The organism is Pseudomonas sp. HN8-3, from assembly GCF_020790195.1.
In the GTDB taxonomy this organism is placed as follows: domain Bacteria; phylum Pseudomonadota; class Gammaproteobacteria; order Pseudomonadales; family Pseudomonadaceae; genus Aquipseudomonas; species Aquipseudomonas synxantha_A.
Genome location: NZ_CP086206.1, coordinates 5,505,064 through 5,522,170, shown reverse-complemented (window position 1 = coordinate 5,522,170; position 17,107 = coordinate 5,505,064). Strand labels below are relative to the sequence as shown.

Sequence of the window (17,107 nt, the reverse complement as noted above, 5' to 3'; positions counted from 1 at the left end):
CATGACCATGACAACCACTGTAATCAGCTTGGTATCCATCGGCGCCCACCCCACTTCCGGGCGCCCGCGCCGTGCGGAGCAGGACGCCCGCGCTGTCGAGCTGGGCCTGCAAATGGCTGGGGATAAGTTGCAGGTGCTGCACGCCGGCGATATCAACGAGCCGACCTTGCGCAGCTACCTTGGGATGGGGCTGGCGCAACTGCATGTACTGGAACAACCGCCCGGCGCCGATGCCTTGCCGGTACTCAGTGAATACCTGCATGACGCCGGCGCCCAGGTGGTACTCACCGGCAGTCAGGCGGAAACCGGTGAAGGCTCGGGCATGTTGCCGTTTCTGCTGGCAGAACAATTGGGCTGGCCCCTGGTTGTAGGGTTGGCCCAGGTGGAATCCATCGACGCCGGCGTGGCCCATGTACTGCAAGCCTTGCCTCGCGGCCAGCGGCGGCGCCTGAAAGTGCGCCTGCCGTTTCTGGCCACCGTGGATAACGCTGCGCCCAAACCGCGCCAGAGTGCATACGGCCCGGCGCAACGTGGCGAACTGGCGGCCCATGAGGTGGAGATCGAACAGGACGAGTTATTCACAGGCGCCCTGCTGCAACCGGCCAAGCCAAGGCCCAAGCGTCTCAAGGTGATCAAGGCCAAGAGCGGCGCCGACCGTATGAAGGCTGCCACGGCCAAGGCCAGTGGCGGTGGTGGGCAGGTGCTCAAGGGTGTGAGTGCTGAAGAGGGCGCTCAGGCGATTCTCAAGCTGTTGATTGAAGAGGGTGTCGTACGCTGATCCGCTGTGGGAGGGGGCGCGCTCCCTCCCGCATGAGTTCTGCGGTTTACCCACAATCGCTGTTGATCCGCTTGTGGATAACCTGTTCGCGGTTGTCCACACCCCCTATGTATCAAGCCTTGCAGCCCTCTGTACGAAAAATAGCCAGCCTAAACTGCGGTTTTTCCAGGAGTTTTCCCGGTTGGCAGTACTGACTTGCCCCCAAAGTCTGTTGGCGCATCTGTGGATAAGATGTTCGCTATCTTCTGTAAGCCATGTAAACAAAGGCTTTCAGGAGGTTGATCGAAATTCGATCAGTTTCGGCTTTTTTCTGCATTGAAACCCCGGGAAGCCCGATTTATGCAGGGTTTGTGCGCTTTTCCACAGGTTGGATAAAGTTGCCCCCAAAGTCTGTTGGTGCATCTGTGGATAAGGTGTTCGCTTAGTGCTGTAGGCCATATGAATCAAGGTCTGCACAGATATGATCAATAAATGATCAGGTAAGGATGGATACCTTGGTTTCAAATAAGTCACGGATTTTCTTGATTTAATTTAAGCCGCACACCGACTTGCCCACAATTGCTGTGGGTGGCTTTGTGGATAAGTTGTTGGGCAAAGGCTGGAGGGCAGGGGGTTAGCGGTCTGCGCGAGAGTTGATCAAATAGTAGGCAGCGTCTGCTTGAAGTGTGGGAGGGGGGGCTTGCTCCCGATAGGGATGGCTCAGCTTGCACATGCATTGGCTGATACTCCGTTATCGGGAGCAAGCCCCCTCCCACATTTTTGATCCATAGGGCGTCAGTTACTCGTGTGCAGCCACACCTTTGAGGTACGGAGCAGGCGCGGCCCCCAAGTTGTTCAACATGCGCTCGCTGTACCAGTCCACAAAGTTCACCACGCCAAACTCATAGGTCTTGGAGTACGGGCCAGGCTGGTAGGCGGTGGAGTTGATGCCGCGCTGGTTCTCCTCGGCCAGGCGACGGTCCTGGTCGTTGGTGGCGTCCCACACCTGGCGCATGCGCTCCACGTCGTAGTCCACGCCTTCCACGGCGTCCTTGTGCACGATCCACTTGGTGGTGACCATGGTTTCCTGGGCGCTGATCGGCCACACGGTGAACACGATGATGTGGTCGCCCATGCAGTGGTTCCACGAATGAGGCAGGTGCAGGATGCGCATCGAGCCCAGGTCCGGGTTCTTGATGCGGCCCATCAGTTTGGCGCAGCCCTGCTTGCCGTCCAGGGTCATCGACACTGTGCCCTTGAGCAGCGGCATACGCACGATGCGGTTACGCAGGCCGAAGCTGGCGTGGGCGTAAGGGATCTTCTCGGCATCCCAGGCGGCGGCGGAGGCGGCTACGTGGTCCTTGAACGCCTGGTCGGCGCGCGGGTCGGTGACGTCGTCCCATTCCAGCAGGGTTTTGAGTAGTTCCGGGTGCGACGCGTTGCAGTGGTAGCACTCGCGGTTGTTCTCCAGCACCAGCTTCCAGTTGGCTTTTTCGAACAAGGTGGTCTGGATCGCCACCTTGGTGTTTTCCATGTCGTAGGGTTCCATGTAATGGCTGAGCGTGGACAGGAAGTCATCGATGGCCGGCGGGGTCTCGGCCAGGCTGATGAAAATGTAGCCGCCGGCGGTCTTCACGTTTACCGGTTTCAAGCCGTACTGCTTCATGTCGAAGTCGGCGCCCATCTCGGTACCGGCGAACAACAGGCGACCGTCCAGTTCGTAGGTCCATTGGTGGTAGTGGCAAACCAGTTTGGCGACCTTGCCCTTTTCGCTGGTGCACAAGCGCGAACCACGGTGGCGGCAGACGTTGTGGAATGCATGCACCACGCCTTCGGCGCCACGGATCACGATGATCGGGTTCTTGCCCACTTGCAGGGTCAGGTAGTTGCCCTTGGTGGGGATTTCGCAGGTCATGCCGGCAATCAACCACTCTTTCTGGAAGATCTCCTGCATGTCGATATCAAACAGCCGCTCATCAGAGTAGAACGGCTGTGGCAGCGAAAAGGTGCGCTCGCGCTCGTGCAGCATTTGCGCGGTGGCCTTGCGTGCGGGTTCCAGCGGATCGCCCAAGCTTAAGGTTGCGGTGACGTCCATCGTGTGTGTCCTCATGGCCATTCTGTGTGGCCGGCGAATAGTGGCTGATCAGGTTTGCAGCAAGGCGTAAAGAACGCGTCTTTGTTGGGAGCGAGTGTGGGCCCGGCGTTGGGTCGAACCTTATCCATGGGCGACATGGCCCAATCTGATCCCGACGCGCAAGGCCCTGTCTTTGGGGGCTGGTCGCCGTAAGTATGTGAATGTCGCAGATAGGTAAATGGGTGGCCCCGGCGTTACGCAGAATCGCCACCATAAGGCCGACGTCGGCGGTGGAGAACAACATGTCTAGCAATTTCCTGAATCCGGTAACCACCCAGACCTGGGCCAATGGTCGGCACATCGTCCGTTGCGTCAAAGTCATCCAGGAAACCTGGGACGTGCGCACCTTCTGTTTTATGGCTGACCAGCCGATCCTGTTCTTCTTCAAGCCCGGGCAATTCGTCACCCTGGAGCTGGAAATCGAAGGCCAGCCGATCATGCGCTCCTACACGATCTCCAGTTCACCGTCGGTGCCTTACAGCTTTTCGGTAACCATCAAGCGTGTACCGGGCGGGCGTGTGTCCAACTGGCTGCATGACACGCTGCACGAGGGCCAGGAGCTGGCGGTGCACGGACCTGTCGGGCTGTTCAACGCGATCGACTTCCCCAGCCCGAAAGTGCTGTACCTGAGCGGCGGGGTGGGGATCACCCCAGTCATGTCCATGGCGCGCTGGTTCTACGACACCAACGCTAATGTCGACATGACCTTTGTTCACAGTGCGCGTTCACCCAAGGACATCATCTACCACCGCGAGCTGGAGCACATGGCGTCGCGGATCGACAATTTCAGCTTGCACCTGATTTGCGAAAAGCATGGCCTGGGTGAACCCTGGGCCGGCTACCGCGGTTATCTGAATCACAAGATGCTGGAACTGATGGTGCCGGACTTCCTGGAGCGCGAAGTATTCTGTTGCGGCCCGACGCCTTACATGAGCGCAGTGAAACGCCTGCTGGAAACCGCCGGTTTCGATATGGCGCGTTATCACGAAGAATCCTTTGGTGCGACGCCGCCGGAAGCGCGGGCTGACGCCGTGGAGCAGGCCGAGCAAGCGGCGGATGCGCCGGAAATCGACCTCGCGGATCTGCACCAGGTGGAGTTCATCGCATCGGGCAAAAGCATTCGGGTGGCCCCCGGCGAGACTGTCCACGCAGCAGCTGCCAAGCTTGGCCTGTTGATCCCCAAAGCCTGCGGCATGGGTATCTGCGGCACGTGCAAGGTGATGAAGCTGGGCGGGGAGGTGGAGATGGAACACAACGGCGGGATCACCGAGGAAGACGAAGCCGAAGGTTACATCCTGTCGTGCTGCAGCGTGCCCAAGGGCGATGTGCGCATCGAGTTCTAATACCCTGCACATTCCCACGCAGGAGCGTGGGAATGGCCGGTCGGCTGCGCGCCGAGGGTCATGAGTCTTCGGCGCGGGCTTCAAGGGTTAACAGTTACTGCGCGTAGATATGCACGACGAAGTGCTGGCCGGATGCTGTCAGTTCATAGACCTTGTCGTAGATCCTCAGCGTCCTTGAAGGCTCGCGGATCGTATCGCCGATCTTTGCGTACTTCCTGAACTCATCCCAGTCAATCACCGTGGTGCTGATAGTGCCATCGCTTTGCAGGGTGTTGCCGTTGCTTTGATATTCCATGATTAAGCTCTCCATTGGATTTACGTTTCCAGCCGATTATTCGGCGGGTAGCGAACCCGGAAAGTGGCGGTTATGACTGCGTTTTCCTTCCGGGTACCAAGAGGCTAGTCAACGAATATCCAGCGCGTAGCTGTCAGAAATATCAAAAAACAGACTTGGCAATCGGCCAGTATTCGCTGGCCGAATTCCCACGTTAAGCCCTCATGACTTCCCTGATATCGGCGGCTAATTCTCGTACACGCTCTTCTTCTGTGTCCCACGCACACATGAATCGCGCCCCACCTTTACCGATAAAGGTGTAGAAGCGCCAACCCTTGGCTGTAAGCCCCGCAATGGCTGGCTCCGAGAGTTGCAGGAATACGCCGTTGGCTTGCACAGGGAACATCAATTCCACGCCGGGGATGTCCGCAACCAGGCTGCTGAGCAATTGCGCGCAGTGGTTGGCGTGGCGTGCGTGCTTGAGCCAGGCATCGTTTTCCAGCAAGCCTACCCACGGGGCGGACAGGAAGCGCATCTTTGATGCCAACTGGCCAGCCTGTTTGCAGCGGTAGTCGAAGTCTTCGGCCAGCTTGTGATTGAAGAACAGGATGGCTTCACCCACCGCCATGCCGTTCTTGGTGCCGCCAAAGCACAGCACGTCCACCCCGGCTTTCCAGGTCAGGTCGGCCGGTGAGCAACCCAGGAACGCGCAGGCGTTGGAGAAGCGGGCACCGTCCATGTGCAGGTTCAGGCCCAGCTCTTTGCAGGTGGCGCTGATGGCGCGGATTTCTTCCGGGGTGTACACGCTGCCGACTTCGGTGGCCTGGGTCAGGGTGACCACGCGCGGTTTGGGGTAGTGGATGTCCTGGCGCTTGAGGGCGATCTCGCGGATCGATTCCGGGGTCAGCTTGCCGTTCTCGGTGCGTGCAGTGAGCAGCTTGGAGCCATTGGAGAAAAACTCCGGTGCGCCGCATTCGTCGGTTTCAACGTGGGCGGTTTCCGAGCAAATCACGCTATGGTAGCTCTGGCACAGCGAGGACAGTGCCAGGGAGTTGGCGGCGGTGCCGTTGAAGGCGAAGAACACTTCGCAGTCGGTTTCGAACAAATTGCGGAAACCGTCGGCGGCGCGATGGGTCCACTCGTCATCACCGTAAGCGCGTTGATGGCCGTGGTTGGCTTGTTCCATGGCGGCCCAGGCTTCCGGGCAGATGCCGGAATAGTTGTCGCTGGCGAATTGTTGGCTCTTGTCGGTCATGGCCCATTCCTGTGGTCGATGTTGGTGCGCACTTTAACCAAGATTGTCAGGGGCGCGCACGCTCTGTAAATGCAAAGTCGTTGGGGAATTATGCACGGTACTCATACCTTGCCTGTCGGACGTGTCCGAGATGGCGCTTTGGACTTACTCAAGTGGCTGGCGCTGCTGAGCATGGTGCTCGATCACCTGCGCTATGTGGGGTTGAGCCTGGATGGGCTGTATGTGCCTGGGCGCCTGGCGTTCCCGTGGTTTTGCCTGGCGATTGCGGCCAATTTGCACAGGGCCCGGAACGCTCCGGTGACCGGCCATCGGCGCTACCTGGGGTGGTTGCTGCTGTTCAGCGTGATCAGCGAAGTGCCTTATCGGATGTTCATCGAAGATGCCGATACCTTGAACGTGTTGCCGACTCTGGCGCTGGGCCTGCTGGTTGCCCGAGGTTGGCAGCAGAAGGCGTTGGTTGATCGAGGATTGGCGCTGATCGCCGTCACAATAGCAGCTGTGTTTTCAACCCAGTTGATGTTCGGTTTCTTTGGTGTATTGCTGCCACTGGCGATGCTGTTGGTGTTTCGCCGGCCTTGGTATTTCAGCGTGCTGCCGGGGCTGGTCTGTGTCGCCGCGAATCAATGGCAGATTCTGCTGAATAGCGGCACGCCTGTGGCGCAGTTGGGGTTGGCTGCATGTCTGATTGCGCCGCTGGCAGGATTGGTCTTATTGCGACATGGCAAAAACGCCAATCCACCCGCCATGCGGCGCTGGGCCTATGCCCTGTATCCCATGCATTTTCTTCTGTTGCTACTCGTTCGCAAGCTCATCGCCTGACCCCTGTGGGAGTTGGCTTGCCTGCGATGCAGACACCTCGGTCTGCCAGTTGCACCGCAGCGATGCCATCGCAGGCAAGCCAGCTCCCACACAAGCTTTGCACATTCTTCAGTCCATGTCGTAAACGCACCTTTGCGTGGCGTGCGCAGGCATTTGACCTGTACGCGCCAGCCCTACCATCGCATCAAAGGGCCCTGCGAGGGCTTCAACAATACGAAAGGCTGGGAGAGACGCGATGTTCAGCAAACAAGACCAGATCCAGGGATATGACGACGCACTGCTGGCGGCCATGAATGCCGAGGAGCAGCGTCAGGAAGACCATATCGAGCTGATCGCGTCGGAGAACTACACCAGCAAGCGCGTCATGCAAGCCCAAGGCAGCGGCCTGACCAACAAATACGCCGAAGGCTACCCGGGCAAGCGCTACTACGGTGGCTGCGAGCATGTGGACAAGGTCGAGGCACTGGCCATCGAGCGCGCCAAGCAGCTGTTCGGCGCCGATTACGCCAACGTGCAGCCGCACTCCGGTTCGTCCGCCAACAGCGCGGTGTACCTGGCGCTGATCAATGCCGGCGACACCATTCTGGGCATGAGCCTGGCCCACGGCGGTCACCTGACTCACGGTGCCAAAGTGTCGTCCTCGGGCAAGCTGTACAACGCAGTGCAATACGGCATCAACACCGACACCGGCCTGATCGACTACGACGAAGTCGAGCGCCTGGCGGTCGAGCACCAGCCGAAGATGGTGGTGGCCGGTTTCTCTGCCTACTCCAAAACCCTGGATTTCCCACGCTTCCGTCAGATTGCCGACAAAGTGGGCGCGCTGCTGTTCGTCGACATGGCCCACGTCGCCGGCCTGGTGGCCGCCGGCCTATACCCGAACCCGCTGCCCTACGCCGACGTGGTCACTACCACTACCCACAAGACCCTGCGCGGTCCACGGGGCGGCCTGATTCTGGCCAAGGCCAACGAAGCTATTGAAAAGAAACTCAATGCTGCGGTGTTCCCCGGTGCCCAGGGCGGCCCGCTGATGCATGTGATCGCCGGCAAGGCGGTGTGCTTCAAGGAAGCGCTGGAGCCCGGCTTCAAAGCGTATCAGCAACAAGTGATCGACAACGCCCAGGCGATGGCCGAGGTGTTCATCAAGCGTGGCTACGATGTGGTCTCCGGCGGCACCGATAACCACTTGTTCCTGGTCAGCCTGATCCGTCAGGGCCTCACCGGCAAAGACGCGGACGCCGCCCTCGGTCGCGCCCACATCACCGTCAACAAGAACGCCGTGCCGAATGACCCGCAGTCGCCGTTCGTGACCTCGGGCCTGCGCATCGGCACTCCGGCGGTGACCACCCGTGGTTTCAAGGTGCCGCAGTGCATCGAGTTGGCTGGCTGGATCTGCGACATCCTCGACAACCTCGGCGACGCCGATGTCGAGGCCAACGTGGCCAAACACGTGTCTGCCCTGTGCGCTGATTTTCCGGTTTATCGCTGAGCGCGGTTTTGGAGTAATGACTATGCAACGCTACTCAGGCTTCGGCCTCTTCAAGCACTCCCTCAGCCATCACGAAAACTGGCAGAAAATGTGGCGCACGCCCACGCCGAAAAAAGTCTACGACGTGGTCATCGTCGGTGGCGGCGGGCATGGTCTGGCGACCGCCTACTACTTGGCCAAGGAGCACGGCATCACCAACGTGGCTGTGGTCGAGAAAGGCTGGCTGGGCGGCGGTAACACTGCGCGCAATACCACCATCGTGCGTTCCAACTACCTGTGGGACGAGTCCGCGCATTTGTACGAACATGCGATGAAACTCTGGGAAGGTTTGTCTCAGGACCTCAACTACAACGTGATGTTCTCCCAGCGCGGCGTGTACAACCTGTGCCACACCCTGCAAGACATCCGCGACTCCGAACGCCGTGTGAGCGCCAACCGCCTCAACGGCGTGGACGGCGAACTGCTCAATGCCCAGCAAGTAGCTGACGAGATTCCATACCTGGACTGCTCGAAAAACACCCGCTACCCCGTGCTGGGCGCCACCGTGCAACGTCGCGGCGGCGTAGCCCGTCACGATGCCGTAGCCTGGGGCTTTGCCCGTGCTGCCGATGCCTTGGGCGTGGACTTGATCCAGCAAACCGAAGTGATCGGGTTCCGCAAGGAAAACGGCGTGTGCATCGGTGTGGAAACCAACAAGGGCTTTATCGGCGCCAAGCGCGTCGGCGTCGTCACTGCCGGTAACTCCGGGCACATGGCCTCGCTGGCCGGTTTCCGCCTGCCGATCGAATCTCACCCGTTGCAAGCGTTGGTGTCGGAGCCGATCAAGCCGATTATCGACAGCGTGATCATGTCTAACGCCGTGCACGGCTACATCAGCCAGTCCGACAAGGGCGACCTGGTGATCGGTGCCGGTATCGACGGCTACAACGGCTACGGCCAGCGTGGTTCGTACCCGGTCATTGAGCACACCATTCAGGCCATCGTCGAGATGTTCCCGGTGCTGTCGCGGGTGCGCATGAACCGCCAGTGGGGCGGCATCGTCGACACCACGCCGGATGCCTGCCCGATCATCTCCAAGACCCCGGTACCGAACATGTTCTTCAACTGCGGTTGGGGCACCGGTGGCTTCAAGGCCACGCCGGGCTCAGGCAACGTGTTTGCTGCCAGCCTGGCCAAAGGTGAAATGCACCCATTGGCCGCGCCTTTCTCCATCGACCGTTTCCACAACGGTGCGCTGATCGACGAACACGGCGCTGCGGCCGTCGCCCACTAACAGGAGAAATTCCCTATGTTGCATATCTTCTGTCCTCACTGCGGCGAACTGCGCTCCGAAGAGGAATTCCACGCGTCCGGCCAAGCGCACATCCCGCGCCCACTGGATCCGAATGCCTGCACCGATGAAGAGTGGGGCGATTACATGTTCTTCCGCGACAACCCTCGCGGCCTGCACCACGAACTGTGGATCCATGCCGCCGGTTGCCGCCAGTACTTCAATGCCACCCGCGACACCGTCACCTACGAAATTCTTGAAACCTACAAGATTGGCGAAAAACCCCAGTTCACCGCCAAGGCTTCTGGAGAGAAGGTATGAGCCAGATCAATCGCCTGTCCAACGGTGGCCGCATCGACCGCAATAAAGTCCTGACTTTCAGTTTCAACGGCCAGACTTACAAAGGCTTTGAAGGCGATACCCTGGCCGCCGCGTTGCTGGCCAACGGCGTCGACATCATCGGTCGCAGCTTCAAGTATTCGCGCCCACGGGGCATCTTCGCCGCCGGCGCCGAAGAGCCGAACGCAGTGCTGCAGATCGGTGCTACCGAAGCCACGCAAATTCCTAACGTGCGCGCCACCCAACAGGCGCTGTACCAGGGCCTGGTTGCCACCAGCACCAACGGCTGGCCGAACGTTAACAACGACGTGATGGGCATTCTCGGCAAGGTCGGCGGCAAGCTGATGCCGCCGGGCTTCTACTACAAAACGTTCATGTACCCGCAGTCGTTCTGGATGACCTACGAGAAGTACATCCGCAAGGCCGCAGGCTTAGGCCGCTCGCCGACCGAGAACGACCCGGACACCTACGACAACTTCAACCGTCATTGCGACGTGCTGGTCGTGGGCGCAGGCCCTGCCGGCCTCGCGGCTGCATTGGCCGCTGCGCGCAGCGGTGCGCGGGTGATCATCGCCGACGAGCAGGAAGAGTTCGGTGGCTCGCTGCTCGATTCCCGTGAAAGCCTCGACGGCAAGCCGGCCACTGAGTGGGTTGCCAGCGTCATTGCCGAATTGAAAGCCCTGCCGGACGTGGTACTGCTGCCCCGCGCCACCGTCAACGGCTACCACGACCATAACTTCCTGACCATTCACGAGCGCCTCACCGATCACCTCGGTGACCGTGCGCCGATTGGCGTGGTGCGTCAGCGTATCCACCGTGTGCGTGCCAAGCGCGTGGTGCTGGCCACCGGTGCGTGCGAGCGTCCGCTGGTGTACGGCAACAACGATGTGCCGGGCAATATGCTGGCCGGAGCGGTCTCTACCTATGTGCGCCGCTACGGTGTGGCGCCGGGCAAAAAACTGCTGCTGTCGACCAACAACGACCATGCCTATCGCGTCGCGCTGGACTGGTTTGATGCGGGCCTTTCGGTGGTGGCGGTGGCTGATGCCCGTCACAACCCACGTGGCGCGCTGGTGGAAGAAGCCCGCGCCAAAGGCATTCGCATCCTCACCGGCAGCGCCGTGATCGAAGCGCGTGGCAGCAAGCATGTGACCGCTGCCCGCGTGGCCGCGATCGATGTGAAAGCGCACAAAGTCACCAGCCCCGGCGAGTGGCTGGACTGCGACCTGGTCGCCAGTTCCGGCGGTTACAGCCCGGTGGTCCACTTGGCCTCGCACCTGGGTGGCAAACCGACCTGGCGTGAAGATATCCTCGGTTTTGTGCCGGGCGAAGCGCCGCAGAAACGCGTGTGCGTCGGCGGTATCAACGGTGTCTACGGCCTTGGCGATTCCCTCGCCGATGGTTTTGAAGGCGGCGTGCGTGCGGCCAGTGAAGCTGGTTTTGCGCCGGTGGAAGGTGTGCTGCCTAAAGCCTTGAGCCGTCTGGAGGAGCCGACGCTGGCGCTGTTCCAGGTGCCCCACGAAAAAGCCACTGCACGGGCGCCGAAGCAATTTGTCGACCTGCAAAATGACGTCACCGCAGCCGCCATCGAACTGGCCACCCGCGAAGGTTTCGAATCGGTCGAGCACGTCAAACGCTACACCGCGCTGGGCTTCGGTACTGACCAGGGCAAGCTGGGTAACGTCAACGGCCTGGCCATCGCCGCCCGTTCGCTGAACGTGACCATCCCGCAGATGGGCACCACCATGTTCCGTCCCAACTACACGCCAGTGACGTTCGGCGCGGTGGCGGGCCGTCACTGTGGGCACATTTTCGAACCGGTGCGCTACACCGCGCTGCAAGCCTGGCACGTGAAGAACGGCGCCGAGTTTGAGGATGTCGGCCAGTGGAAACGCCCATGGTATTTCCCGCGTAACGGTGAAGATCTGCACGCCGCGGTGAAGCGCGAATGCCTGGCGGTGCGTGACAGCGTCGGCCTGCTGGATGCCTCCACCCTCGGCAAGATCGATATCCAGGGCCCGGATGCGCGTGAGTTCCTCAACCGCATCTACAGCAACGCCTGGACCAAGCTCGATGTGGGCAAGGCGCGCTACGGTCTGATGTGCAAGGAAGACGGCATGGTCTTCGACGACGGCGTCACTGCCTGTCTGGCCGACAACCACTTCCTGATGACCACCACCACGGGCGGCGCCGCCCGCGTTCTCCAGTGGCTGGAAATCTACCAACAGACCGAATGGCCTGACCTCAAGGTGTACTTCACCTCGGTCACGGACCATTGGGCGACCATGACCCTGTCTGGCCCCAACAGCCGCAAGCTGCTGGCGGAAGTCACCGACATCGACCTGGACAAGGATGGCTTCCCGTTCATGACCTGGAAGGAAGGTTTGGTCGGCGGTGTACCGGCGCGGGTGTTCCGTATCTCGTTTACCGGTGAGCTGTCGTACGAAGTCAACGTGCAGGCCGACTACGCCATGGGCGTGCTGGAGAAGATCGTCGAGGCCGGCAAAAAGTACAACCTGACCCCGTACGGCACCGAGACCATGCACGTCCTGCGCGCCGAGAAGGGCTTCATCATCGTCGGGCAAGACACCGACGGCTCGATGACCCCGGACGACCTGAACATGGGCTGGTGTGTAGGCCGTACCAAACCGTTCTCGTGGATCGGCTGGCGCGGCATGAATCGCGAAGACTGTGTGCGTGAAGAGCGTAAGCAACTGGTGGGCTTGAAGCCGATTGATCCAAACGTATGGCTGCCGGAAGGCGCGCAGTTGGTGTTCGATCCAAAGCAGACGATTCCGATGAAGATGGTCGGTCACGTCACTTCAAGCTATGCGCACAACTCCCTGGGTTATTCGTTTGCCATGGGCGTGGTGAAGGGCGGCTTGAAGCGCATCGGTGAGCGGGTGTTCTCACCGCAGGCCGATGGCAGCGTGATCGAGGCGGAGATTGTGTCCTCGGTGTTCTTTGACCCGAAAGGTGATCGCCAGAACATTTGATAGACCGCGTCGCGGCCATCGGGAGCAAGCCCCCTCCCACATTTTGATTTGTGAATATCTTCCAATGTGGGAGGGGGCTTGCTCCCGATGAGGCCATCAGCCTCACAACAGAATTCAGGAAAGGTGCTTTATGACAGCAGCCAATGTTTACCAACAACGCCCCACCACCAGCGCCAAGGCTGAGTCGTCGCTGCACCATGCAGACCTCGCCAGCCTGGTCGGCAAGGGCCGCAAGAACGCCGGCGTGACCGTGCGTGAAAAGAAACTCCTCGGCCACCTGACTATCCGTGGCGATGGCCATGATGCCGCCTTCGCCGCTGGCGTACTCCAGGCCGTCGGCATTGAACTGCCCGGCCCGCTCAGCGTGACCGTCAACGGCGAGACCAGCCTGCAATGGCTTGGCCCGGACGAGTGGCTGCTGATCGTGCCGAGCGGCGATGAATTTGCCGCTGAACAAAACCTGCGTGCCGCCTTGGGGGATTTGCACATCCAGATCGTCAACGTCAGCGGCGGCCAGCAGATTCTCGAACTCAGCGGCCCTAACGTGCGCGATGTGCTGATGAAGTCCACCAGCTACGACGTACACCCCAATAATTTCCCGGTGGGCAAGGCGGTGGGCACGGTGTTCGCCAAGTCGCAATTGGTGATCCGCCATACCGCTGAAGACACCTGGGAACTGCTGATCCGTCGCAGCTTCTCCGATTACTGGTGGTTGTGGCTGCAGGATGCCTCGGCCGAATTCGGTCTGAGCGTTCAAGCCTGAGGAATCGCCCATGAGCCGCGCACCCGATACATGGATTTTGACCGCCGACTGCCCCAGCGTGCTCGGCACGGTGGACGCGGTCACCCGCTACCTGTTCGAGCAGGGCTGCTACGTCACTGAGCACCACTCGTTTGATGATCGTCTCTCGGGCCGGTTTTTCATTCGTGTGGAGTTTCGTCAGCCTGACGGTTTTGACGAGCAGGCGTTCCGCGATGGTCTGGCGACCCGTGGTGAAGCCTTCGGCATGATCTTCGAGCTGACGGCGCCGAACTATCGGCCGAAAGTGGTGATCATGGTCTCCAAGGCCGATCACTGCCTCAACGACCTGCTGTACCGCCAGCGTATCGGCCAACTGTCGATGGACGTGGTCGCGGTGGTGTCCAACCACCCCGATCTCAAGCCGTTGGCCGACTGGCACCAGATTCCCTACTACCATTTCCCGCTCGACCCCAACGACAAACCGTCCCAGGAGCGGCAGGTGTGGCAAGTGGTGGAAGACACCGGCGCCGAACTGGTGATCCTTGCGCGCTACATGCAGGTGCTGTCGCCGGAGCTGTGCCGCAAGCTGGATGGCAAGGCCATCAACATTCATCACTCGTTGCTGCCGGGGTTCAAGGGCGCCAAGCCGTATCACCAGGCGTACAACAAGGGCGTGAAACTGGTGGGAGCCACGGCGCATTACATCAACAACGATTTGGATGAGGGGCCGATCATCGCCCAGGGTGTGGAGGTGGTTGATCACAGCCACTATCCCGAGGATTTGATCGCCAAGGGCCGTGATATCGAAGGGCTCACATTGGCGCGTGCGGTGGGGTATCACATTGAGCGGCGGGTGTTCTTGAATGCCAATCGCACCGTCGTTCTTTAGATCGCTATCGCAGGCAAGCCAGCTCCCACATTCCAGGATGGATGAACCCGATCCACTGTGGGTGCTGGCTTGCCTGCGATGAGGCCCTTACAAGCAACACAAGAAACAGCATCTGTACCCGAGCACTAACGCGCTGCCCACCCAAGCGGCAACGCAGTTCCATAAAAACAACAGCGAGGTGAAAGCATGTCTGGTAATCGTGGTGTCGTGTATCTCGGCAACGGCAAGGTCGAAGTACAGAAAATCGACTATCCCAAAATGCAGGACCCGCGCGGCAGGAAGATTGAGCACGGCGTCATCCTGCGCGTGGTCTCCACCAACATCTGCGGCTCCGACCAACACATGGTGCGTGGCCGCACTACTGCCCAGACCGGCCTGGTGCTGGGGCATGAAATCACCGGCGAAGTGATCGAGAAGGGCAGCGACGTCGAGAACCTGAAAATCGGCGACCTGGTTTCCGTGCCGTTCAACGTCGCGTGCGGCCGCTGCCGCTCGTGCAAGGAGCAACACACCGGCGTGTGCCTGACCGTCAACCCGGCGCGTGCCGGTGGTGCCTACGGCTACGTCGACATGGGCGACTGGACCGGCGGCCAGGCCGAGTACGTGCTGGTGCCGTACGCCGACTTCAACCTGCTCAAACTGCCGGACCGCGACAAGGCCATGGAGAAAATCCGTGACCTGACCTGCCTCTCCGACATCTTGCCCACCGGCTACCACGGCGCCGTCACTGCCGGCGTTGGCCCGGGCAGCACCGTTTACATCGCCGGTGCCGGCCCGGTCGGTCTGGCCGCTGCTGCCTCGGCACGGCTGTTGGGTGCAGCCGTTGTAATCATTGGCGACGTCAATTCCATCCGCCTGGCCCACGCCAAGGCCCAGGGTTTTGAAATCGTCGACCTGTCCACCGATACGCCGCTGCACGAACAGATTGCTGCGTTGCTGGGCGAACCGGAAGTGGATTGCGCCGTCGACTGCGTAGGCTTTGAAGCACGCGGCCATGGCCACGACGGTGTCAAGGCCGAAGCCCCGGCCACCGTGCTCAACTCACTGATGGGCGTGGTGCGTGTGGCAGGCAAGATCGGTATCCCTGGCCTTTACGTCACCGAAGATCCGGGTGCTGTCGATGCCGCCGCGAAAATGGGCAGCCTGAGCATTCGCTTCGGTCTGGGTTGGGCCAAATCCCACAGCTTCCACACCGGGCAGACGCCAGTGATGAAGTACAACCGCCAACTGATGCAGGCGATCATGTGGGACCGGATCAATATCGCCGAGATCGTCGGCGTGCAGGTGATCAGCCTGGACGATGCGCCACGCGGGTATGGCGAGTTCGACGCGGGTGTACCGAAGAAGTTTGTGATTGATCCGCATAAGTTGTTCAGTGCGGCGTAAAAGCGTTGGGCAAATGACAAAGGGCGACCCTTGGGTCGCCCTTTTTTGCGTCTGCGCTTAAGCCTGCAAACGCCGGCTGATGAAGATCAAATGTGGGAGGGGGCTTGCTCTCGATAGCGGTGGGTCAGTCGGTACTGCTGTGACTGGCCTGCCGCTATCGGGAGCAAGCCCCCTCCCACAAGGGTTTTATGGTGTTTAGGAATCAGCGAGTGGCCAGTGCGCCCTGGTATACAGTCGGGCCTGTCGGTTGTTTGCTGATGGAGCCACCCTTGGTCTCCGAACTCACCATCAACTCCACCGGCTTGCTGATGGTTTCCTGCTGGCGCGGGTTCAGGCCGATGATGCCCTCGCCGTCTTCCGGCAACAGGCCCAGCGACACCGGTGTGCCATCTTTAGGGATTGCCCACAGCTCCAGGCTTTGGTCTGGCGCCGGCGCCGTGGAGGCAATCGGCTGCACTTCAAGATAATCCTTGTGGGCCATGATTTGCGCGGCCGGCTGCTGGGTAGTGTTCACCAGCGTTGCCGCGGATTTGACGCTGTCCTGGGTGTAGAGGGCGCCGCCGATACCGGCAACCACCACCACACAGGCGCCGATGAACAGGCGTGGGCGGCTCCAGAATGGAGGCTTTTGCTCAATCACTTGGGGTTGGATCGCAGTCATAAGTCTCGTCTCGACAAATTTTGTAGTCTGTCCATGGACCCGATTATCCCGATTGGGTTCCGGGCAGGGCTTGGAACAACCGACGGGATACCTAGTCCAACGCTTGCTTTTGCATCCATCTCCTGAGGTTGTATTGATGAAGATTTCACGCGGTTTTGCCCTTTCCTGCCTGCTGTCCATGGCCGCCGGCCCGGTGTTCGCCGCAGGTTTCAGCCTTGGCGATGCAGCCAACGCGATTTCCGGTATGCAGGGTGGCAACAACAAAGCCGCTGCCGCCGCACCCTCGTCCGAGACGGCCGGCCTGCTGAGCGCCCTGACCTCGCAACTGAACATCACCCCCGAGCAAGCGGTGGGCGGCACGGGCGCCATGCTGGGCCTGGCCAAGAACAAACTGAGCGGCAACGACTATTCGCAACTGGGCAACAGCGTGCCGGGCCTCGATCAATTGTCGGGTAACAACGCATTGGGCAGTCTCGGCGCTTTAAGCGGGATGCTCGGCCAGAGCGGCGGCAGCAAGACCAGCGGCCTTGATGGTTTGCTGGGTAACGTGAAGAACACCAACGACCTGAATACCGCGTTCAGTGCCTTGGGCATGGACAGTGGCATGGTAAGCCAGTTTGCCCCGGTGATCCTCAAATACCTGGGCGGGCAAGGCGCCAGCGACTCGGTGCTGGGCAAGCTTGCCCAGGCTTGGGGGGCCAGCAGTTAAGCGGCCTTCTCCAAGAATCGCGTTTCCTATAGTTATTTCTGAAT

15 protein-coding genes are annotated in these 17,107 nt (G+C 60.3%); 11 read left to right on the top strand and 4 right to left on the bottom strand.

The features are described 5' to 3' along the window. Window positions 1-7 precede the first annotated feature (7 nt). The gene (locus tag LJX92_RS24660; protein ID WP_005792147.1) at window positions 8-778 is read left to right on the top strand and encodes an electron transfer flavoprotein subunit beta; all 771 of its coding nucleotides are present in this window, start codon (window positions 8-10) and stop codon (window positions 776-778) included. 778 nt (window positions 779-1,556) lie between these two features. On the opposite strand, the gene gbcA is transcribed toward LJX92_RS24660, so the two are convergent. Next, on the bottom strand, window positions 1,557-2,852 hold the full coding sequence (gene gbcA, locus LJX92_RS24655; protein ID WP_032879076.1) for a glycine-betaine demethylase subunit GbcA: 1,296 nt from the start codon (window positions 2,850-2,852) through the stop codon (window positions 1,557-1,559). Between the two features lie 281 nt (window positions 2,853-3,133). On the opposite strand from gbcA, the gene gbcB reads away from it, so the two are divergent. Further along, window positions 3,134-4,234 carry a glycine-betaine demethylase subunit GbcB gene (gene gbcB, locus LJX92_RS24650; protein WP_032879077.1) on the top strand — a complete coding sequence of 367 codons (1,101 nt, stop codon included), beginning with the start codon at window positions 3,134-3,136 and terminating at the stop codon, window positions 4,232-4,234. 94 nt (window positions 4,235-4,328) lie between these two features. On the opposite strand, the gene LJX92_RS24645 is transcribed toward gbcB, so the two are convergent. Both LJX92_RS24645 and LJX92_RS24640 read right to left on the bottom strand, forming a co-directional pair. Beyond that, on the bottom strand, window positions 4,329-4,529 hold the full coding sequence (locus tag LJX92_RS24645; protein WP_032879079.1) for a hypothetical protein: 201 nt from the start codon (window positions 4,527-4,529) through the stop codon (window positions 4,329-4,331). Window positions 4,530-4,722: 193 nt separating this feature from the next. Further along, window positions 4,723-5,763: a threonine aldolase family protein gene (locus tag LJX92_RS24640; protein WP_032879081.1), complete on the bottom strand. Its 1,041-nt coding sequence runs from the start codon at window positions 5,761-5,763 to the stop codon at window positions 4,723-4,725. Between the two features lie 90 nt (window positions 5,764-5,853). On the opposite strand from LJX92_RS24640, the gene LJX92_RS24635 reads away from it, so the two are divergent. From LJX92_RS24635 to fdhA, 8 genes are all read left to right on the top strand, one after another. After that, window positions 5,854-6,582: a TraX family protein gene (locus LJX92_RS24635; protein ID WP_228309058.1), complete on the top strand. Its 729-nt coding sequence runs from the start codon at window positions 5,854-5,856 to the stop codon at window positions 6,580-6,582. A gap of 235 nt (window positions 6,583-6,817) precedes the next feature. Continuing rightward, window positions 6,818-8,071: a serine hydroxymethyltransferase gene (gene glyA, locus LJX92_RS24630; RefSeq protein WP_032879086.1), complete on the top strand. Its 1,254-nt coding sequence runs from the start codon at window positions 6,818-6,820 to the stop codon at window positions 8,069-8,071. 22 nt (window positions 8,072-8,093) lie between these two features. Then, the gene (locus LJX92_RS24625; RefSeq protein ID WP_003176546.1) at window positions 8,094-9,344 is read left to right on the top strand and encodes a sarcosine oxidase subunit beta; all 1,251 of its coding nucleotides are present in this window, start codon (window positions 8,094-8,096) and stop codon (window positions 9,342-9,344) included. Between the two features lie 15 nt (window positions 9,345-9,359). Further along, the gene (locus tag LJX92_RS24620) at window positions 9,360-9,662 is read left to right on the top strand and encodes a sarcosine oxidase subunit delta (RefSeq protein WP_027605979.1); all 303 of its coding nucleotides are present in this window, start codon (window positions 9,360-9,362) and stop codon (window positions 9,660-9,662) included. Continuing rightward, window positions 9,659-12,676 carry a sarcosine oxidase subunit alpha gene (locus LJX92_RS24615; RefSeq protein ID WP_032879087.1) on the top strand — a complete coding sequence of 1,006 codons (3,018 nt, stop codon included), beginning with the start codon at window positions 9,659-9,661 and terminating at the stop codon, window positions 12,674-12,676. The genes LJX92_RS24620 and LJX92_RS24615 overlap by 4 nt, the downstream gene beginning before the upstream one ends. Window positions 12,677-12,806: 130 nt before the next feature. Then, window positions 12,807-13,439, top strand: coding sequence for a sarcosine oxidase subunit gamma (locus tag LJX92_RS24610; RefSeq protein ID WP_032879088.1), 633 nt, complete (start codon window positions 12,807-12,809; stop codon window positions 13,437-13,439). 10 nt (window positions 13,440-13,449) lie between these two features. Beyond that, window positions 13,450-14,307 carry a formyltetrahydrofolate deformylase gene (purU, locus tag LJX92_RS24605; RefSeq protein WP_005792124.1) on the top strand — a complete coding sequence of 286 codons (858 nt, stop codon included), beginning with the start codon at window positions 13,450-13,452 and terminating at the stop codon, window positions 14,305-14,307. 186 nt (window positions 14,308-14,493) lie between these two features. Beyond that, on the top strand, window positions 14,494-15,693 hold the full coding sequence (fdhA, locus tag LJX92_RS24600) for a formaldehyde dehydrogenase, glutathione-independent (RefSeq protein WP_005792122.1): 1,200 nt from the start codon (window positions 14,494-14,496) through the stop codon (window positions 15,691-15,693). Window positions 15,694-15,895: 202 nt separating this feature from the next. On the opposite strand, the gene LJX92_RS24595 is transcribed toward fdhA, so the two are convergent. Beyond that, window positions 15,896-16,354, bottom strand: coding sequence for an anti-sigma factor domain-containing protein (locus LJX92_RS24595; RefSeq protein ID WP_005792120.1), 459 nt, complete (start codon window positions 16,352-16,354; stop codon window positions 15,896-15,898). 136 nt (window positions 16,355-16,490) lie between these two features. Here LJX92_RS24595 and LJX92_RS24590 point away from each other — a divergent pair, with 136 nt between their 5' ends. Further along, complete coding sequence (locus LJX92_RS24590) at window positions 16,491-17,063, top strand: DUF2780 domain-containing protein (protein WP_032879089.1); 573 nt, start codon at window positions 16,491-16,493, stop codon at window positions 17,061-17,063. Window positions 17,064-17,107 lie beyond the last annotated feature (44 nt).

Bases quoted from the DNA above. Each gene is read 5' to 3' on its own strand.
- LJX92_RS24660 (WP_005792147.1), top strand. From the start codon at position 8: ATGACAACCACTGTAATCAGCTTGGTATCCATCGGCGCCCACCCCACT.
- gbcA (WP_032879076.1), bottom strand. From the start codon at position 2,852: ATGGACGTCACCGCAACCTTAAGCTTGGGCGATCCGCTGGAACCCGCA.
- gbcB (WP_032879077.1), top strand. From the start codon at position 3,134: ATGTCTAGCAATTTCCTGAATCCGGTAACCACCCAGACCTGGGCCAAT.
- LJX92_RS24645 (WP_032879079.1), bottom strand. From the start codon at position 4,529: ATGGAATATCAAAGCAACGGCAACACCCTGCAAAGCGATGGCACTATC.
- LJX92_RS24640 (WP_032879081.1), bottom strand. From the start codon at position 5,763: ATGACCGACAAGAGCCAACAATTCGCCAGCGACAACTATTCCGGCATC.
- LJX92_RS24635 (WP_228309058.1), top strand. From the start codon at position 5,854: ATGCACGGTACTCATACCTTGCCTGTCGGACGTGTCCGAGATGGCGCT.
- glyA (WP_032879086.1), top strand. From the start codon at position 6,818: ATGTTCAGCAAACAAGACCAGATCCAGGGATATGACGACGCACTGCTG.
- LJX92_RS24625 (WP_003176546.1), top strand. From the start codon at position 8,094: ATGCAACGCTACTCAGGCTTCGGCCTCTTCAAGCACTCCCTCAGCCAT.
- LJX92_RS24620 (WP_027605979.1), top strand. From the start codon at position 9,360: ATGTTGCATATCTTCTGTCCTCACTGCGGCGAACTGCGCTCCGAAGAG.
- LJX92_RS24615 (WP_032879087.1), top strand. From the start codon at position 9,659: ATGAGCCAGATCAATCGCCTGTCCAACGGTGGCCGCATCGACCGCAAT.
- LJX92_RS24610 (WP_032879088.1), top strand. From the start codon at position 12,807: ATGACAGCAGCCAATGTTTACCAACAACGCCCCACCACCAGCGCCAAG.
- purU (WP_005792124.1), top strand. From the start codon at position 13,450: ATGAGCCGCGCACCCGATACATGGATTTTGACCGCCGACTGCCCCAGC.
- fdhA (WP_005792122.1), top strand. From the start codon at position 14,494: ATGTCTGGTAATCGTGGTGTCGTGTATCTCGGCAACGGCAAGGTCGAA.
- LJX92_RS24595 (WP_005792120.1), bottom strand. From the start codon at position 16,354: ATGACTGCGATCCAACCCCAAGTGATTGAGCAAAAGCCTCCATTCTGG.
- LJX92_RS24590 (WP_032879089.1), top strand. From the start codon at position 16,491: ATGAAGATTTCACGCGGTTTTGCCCTTTCCTGCCTGCTGTCCATGGCC.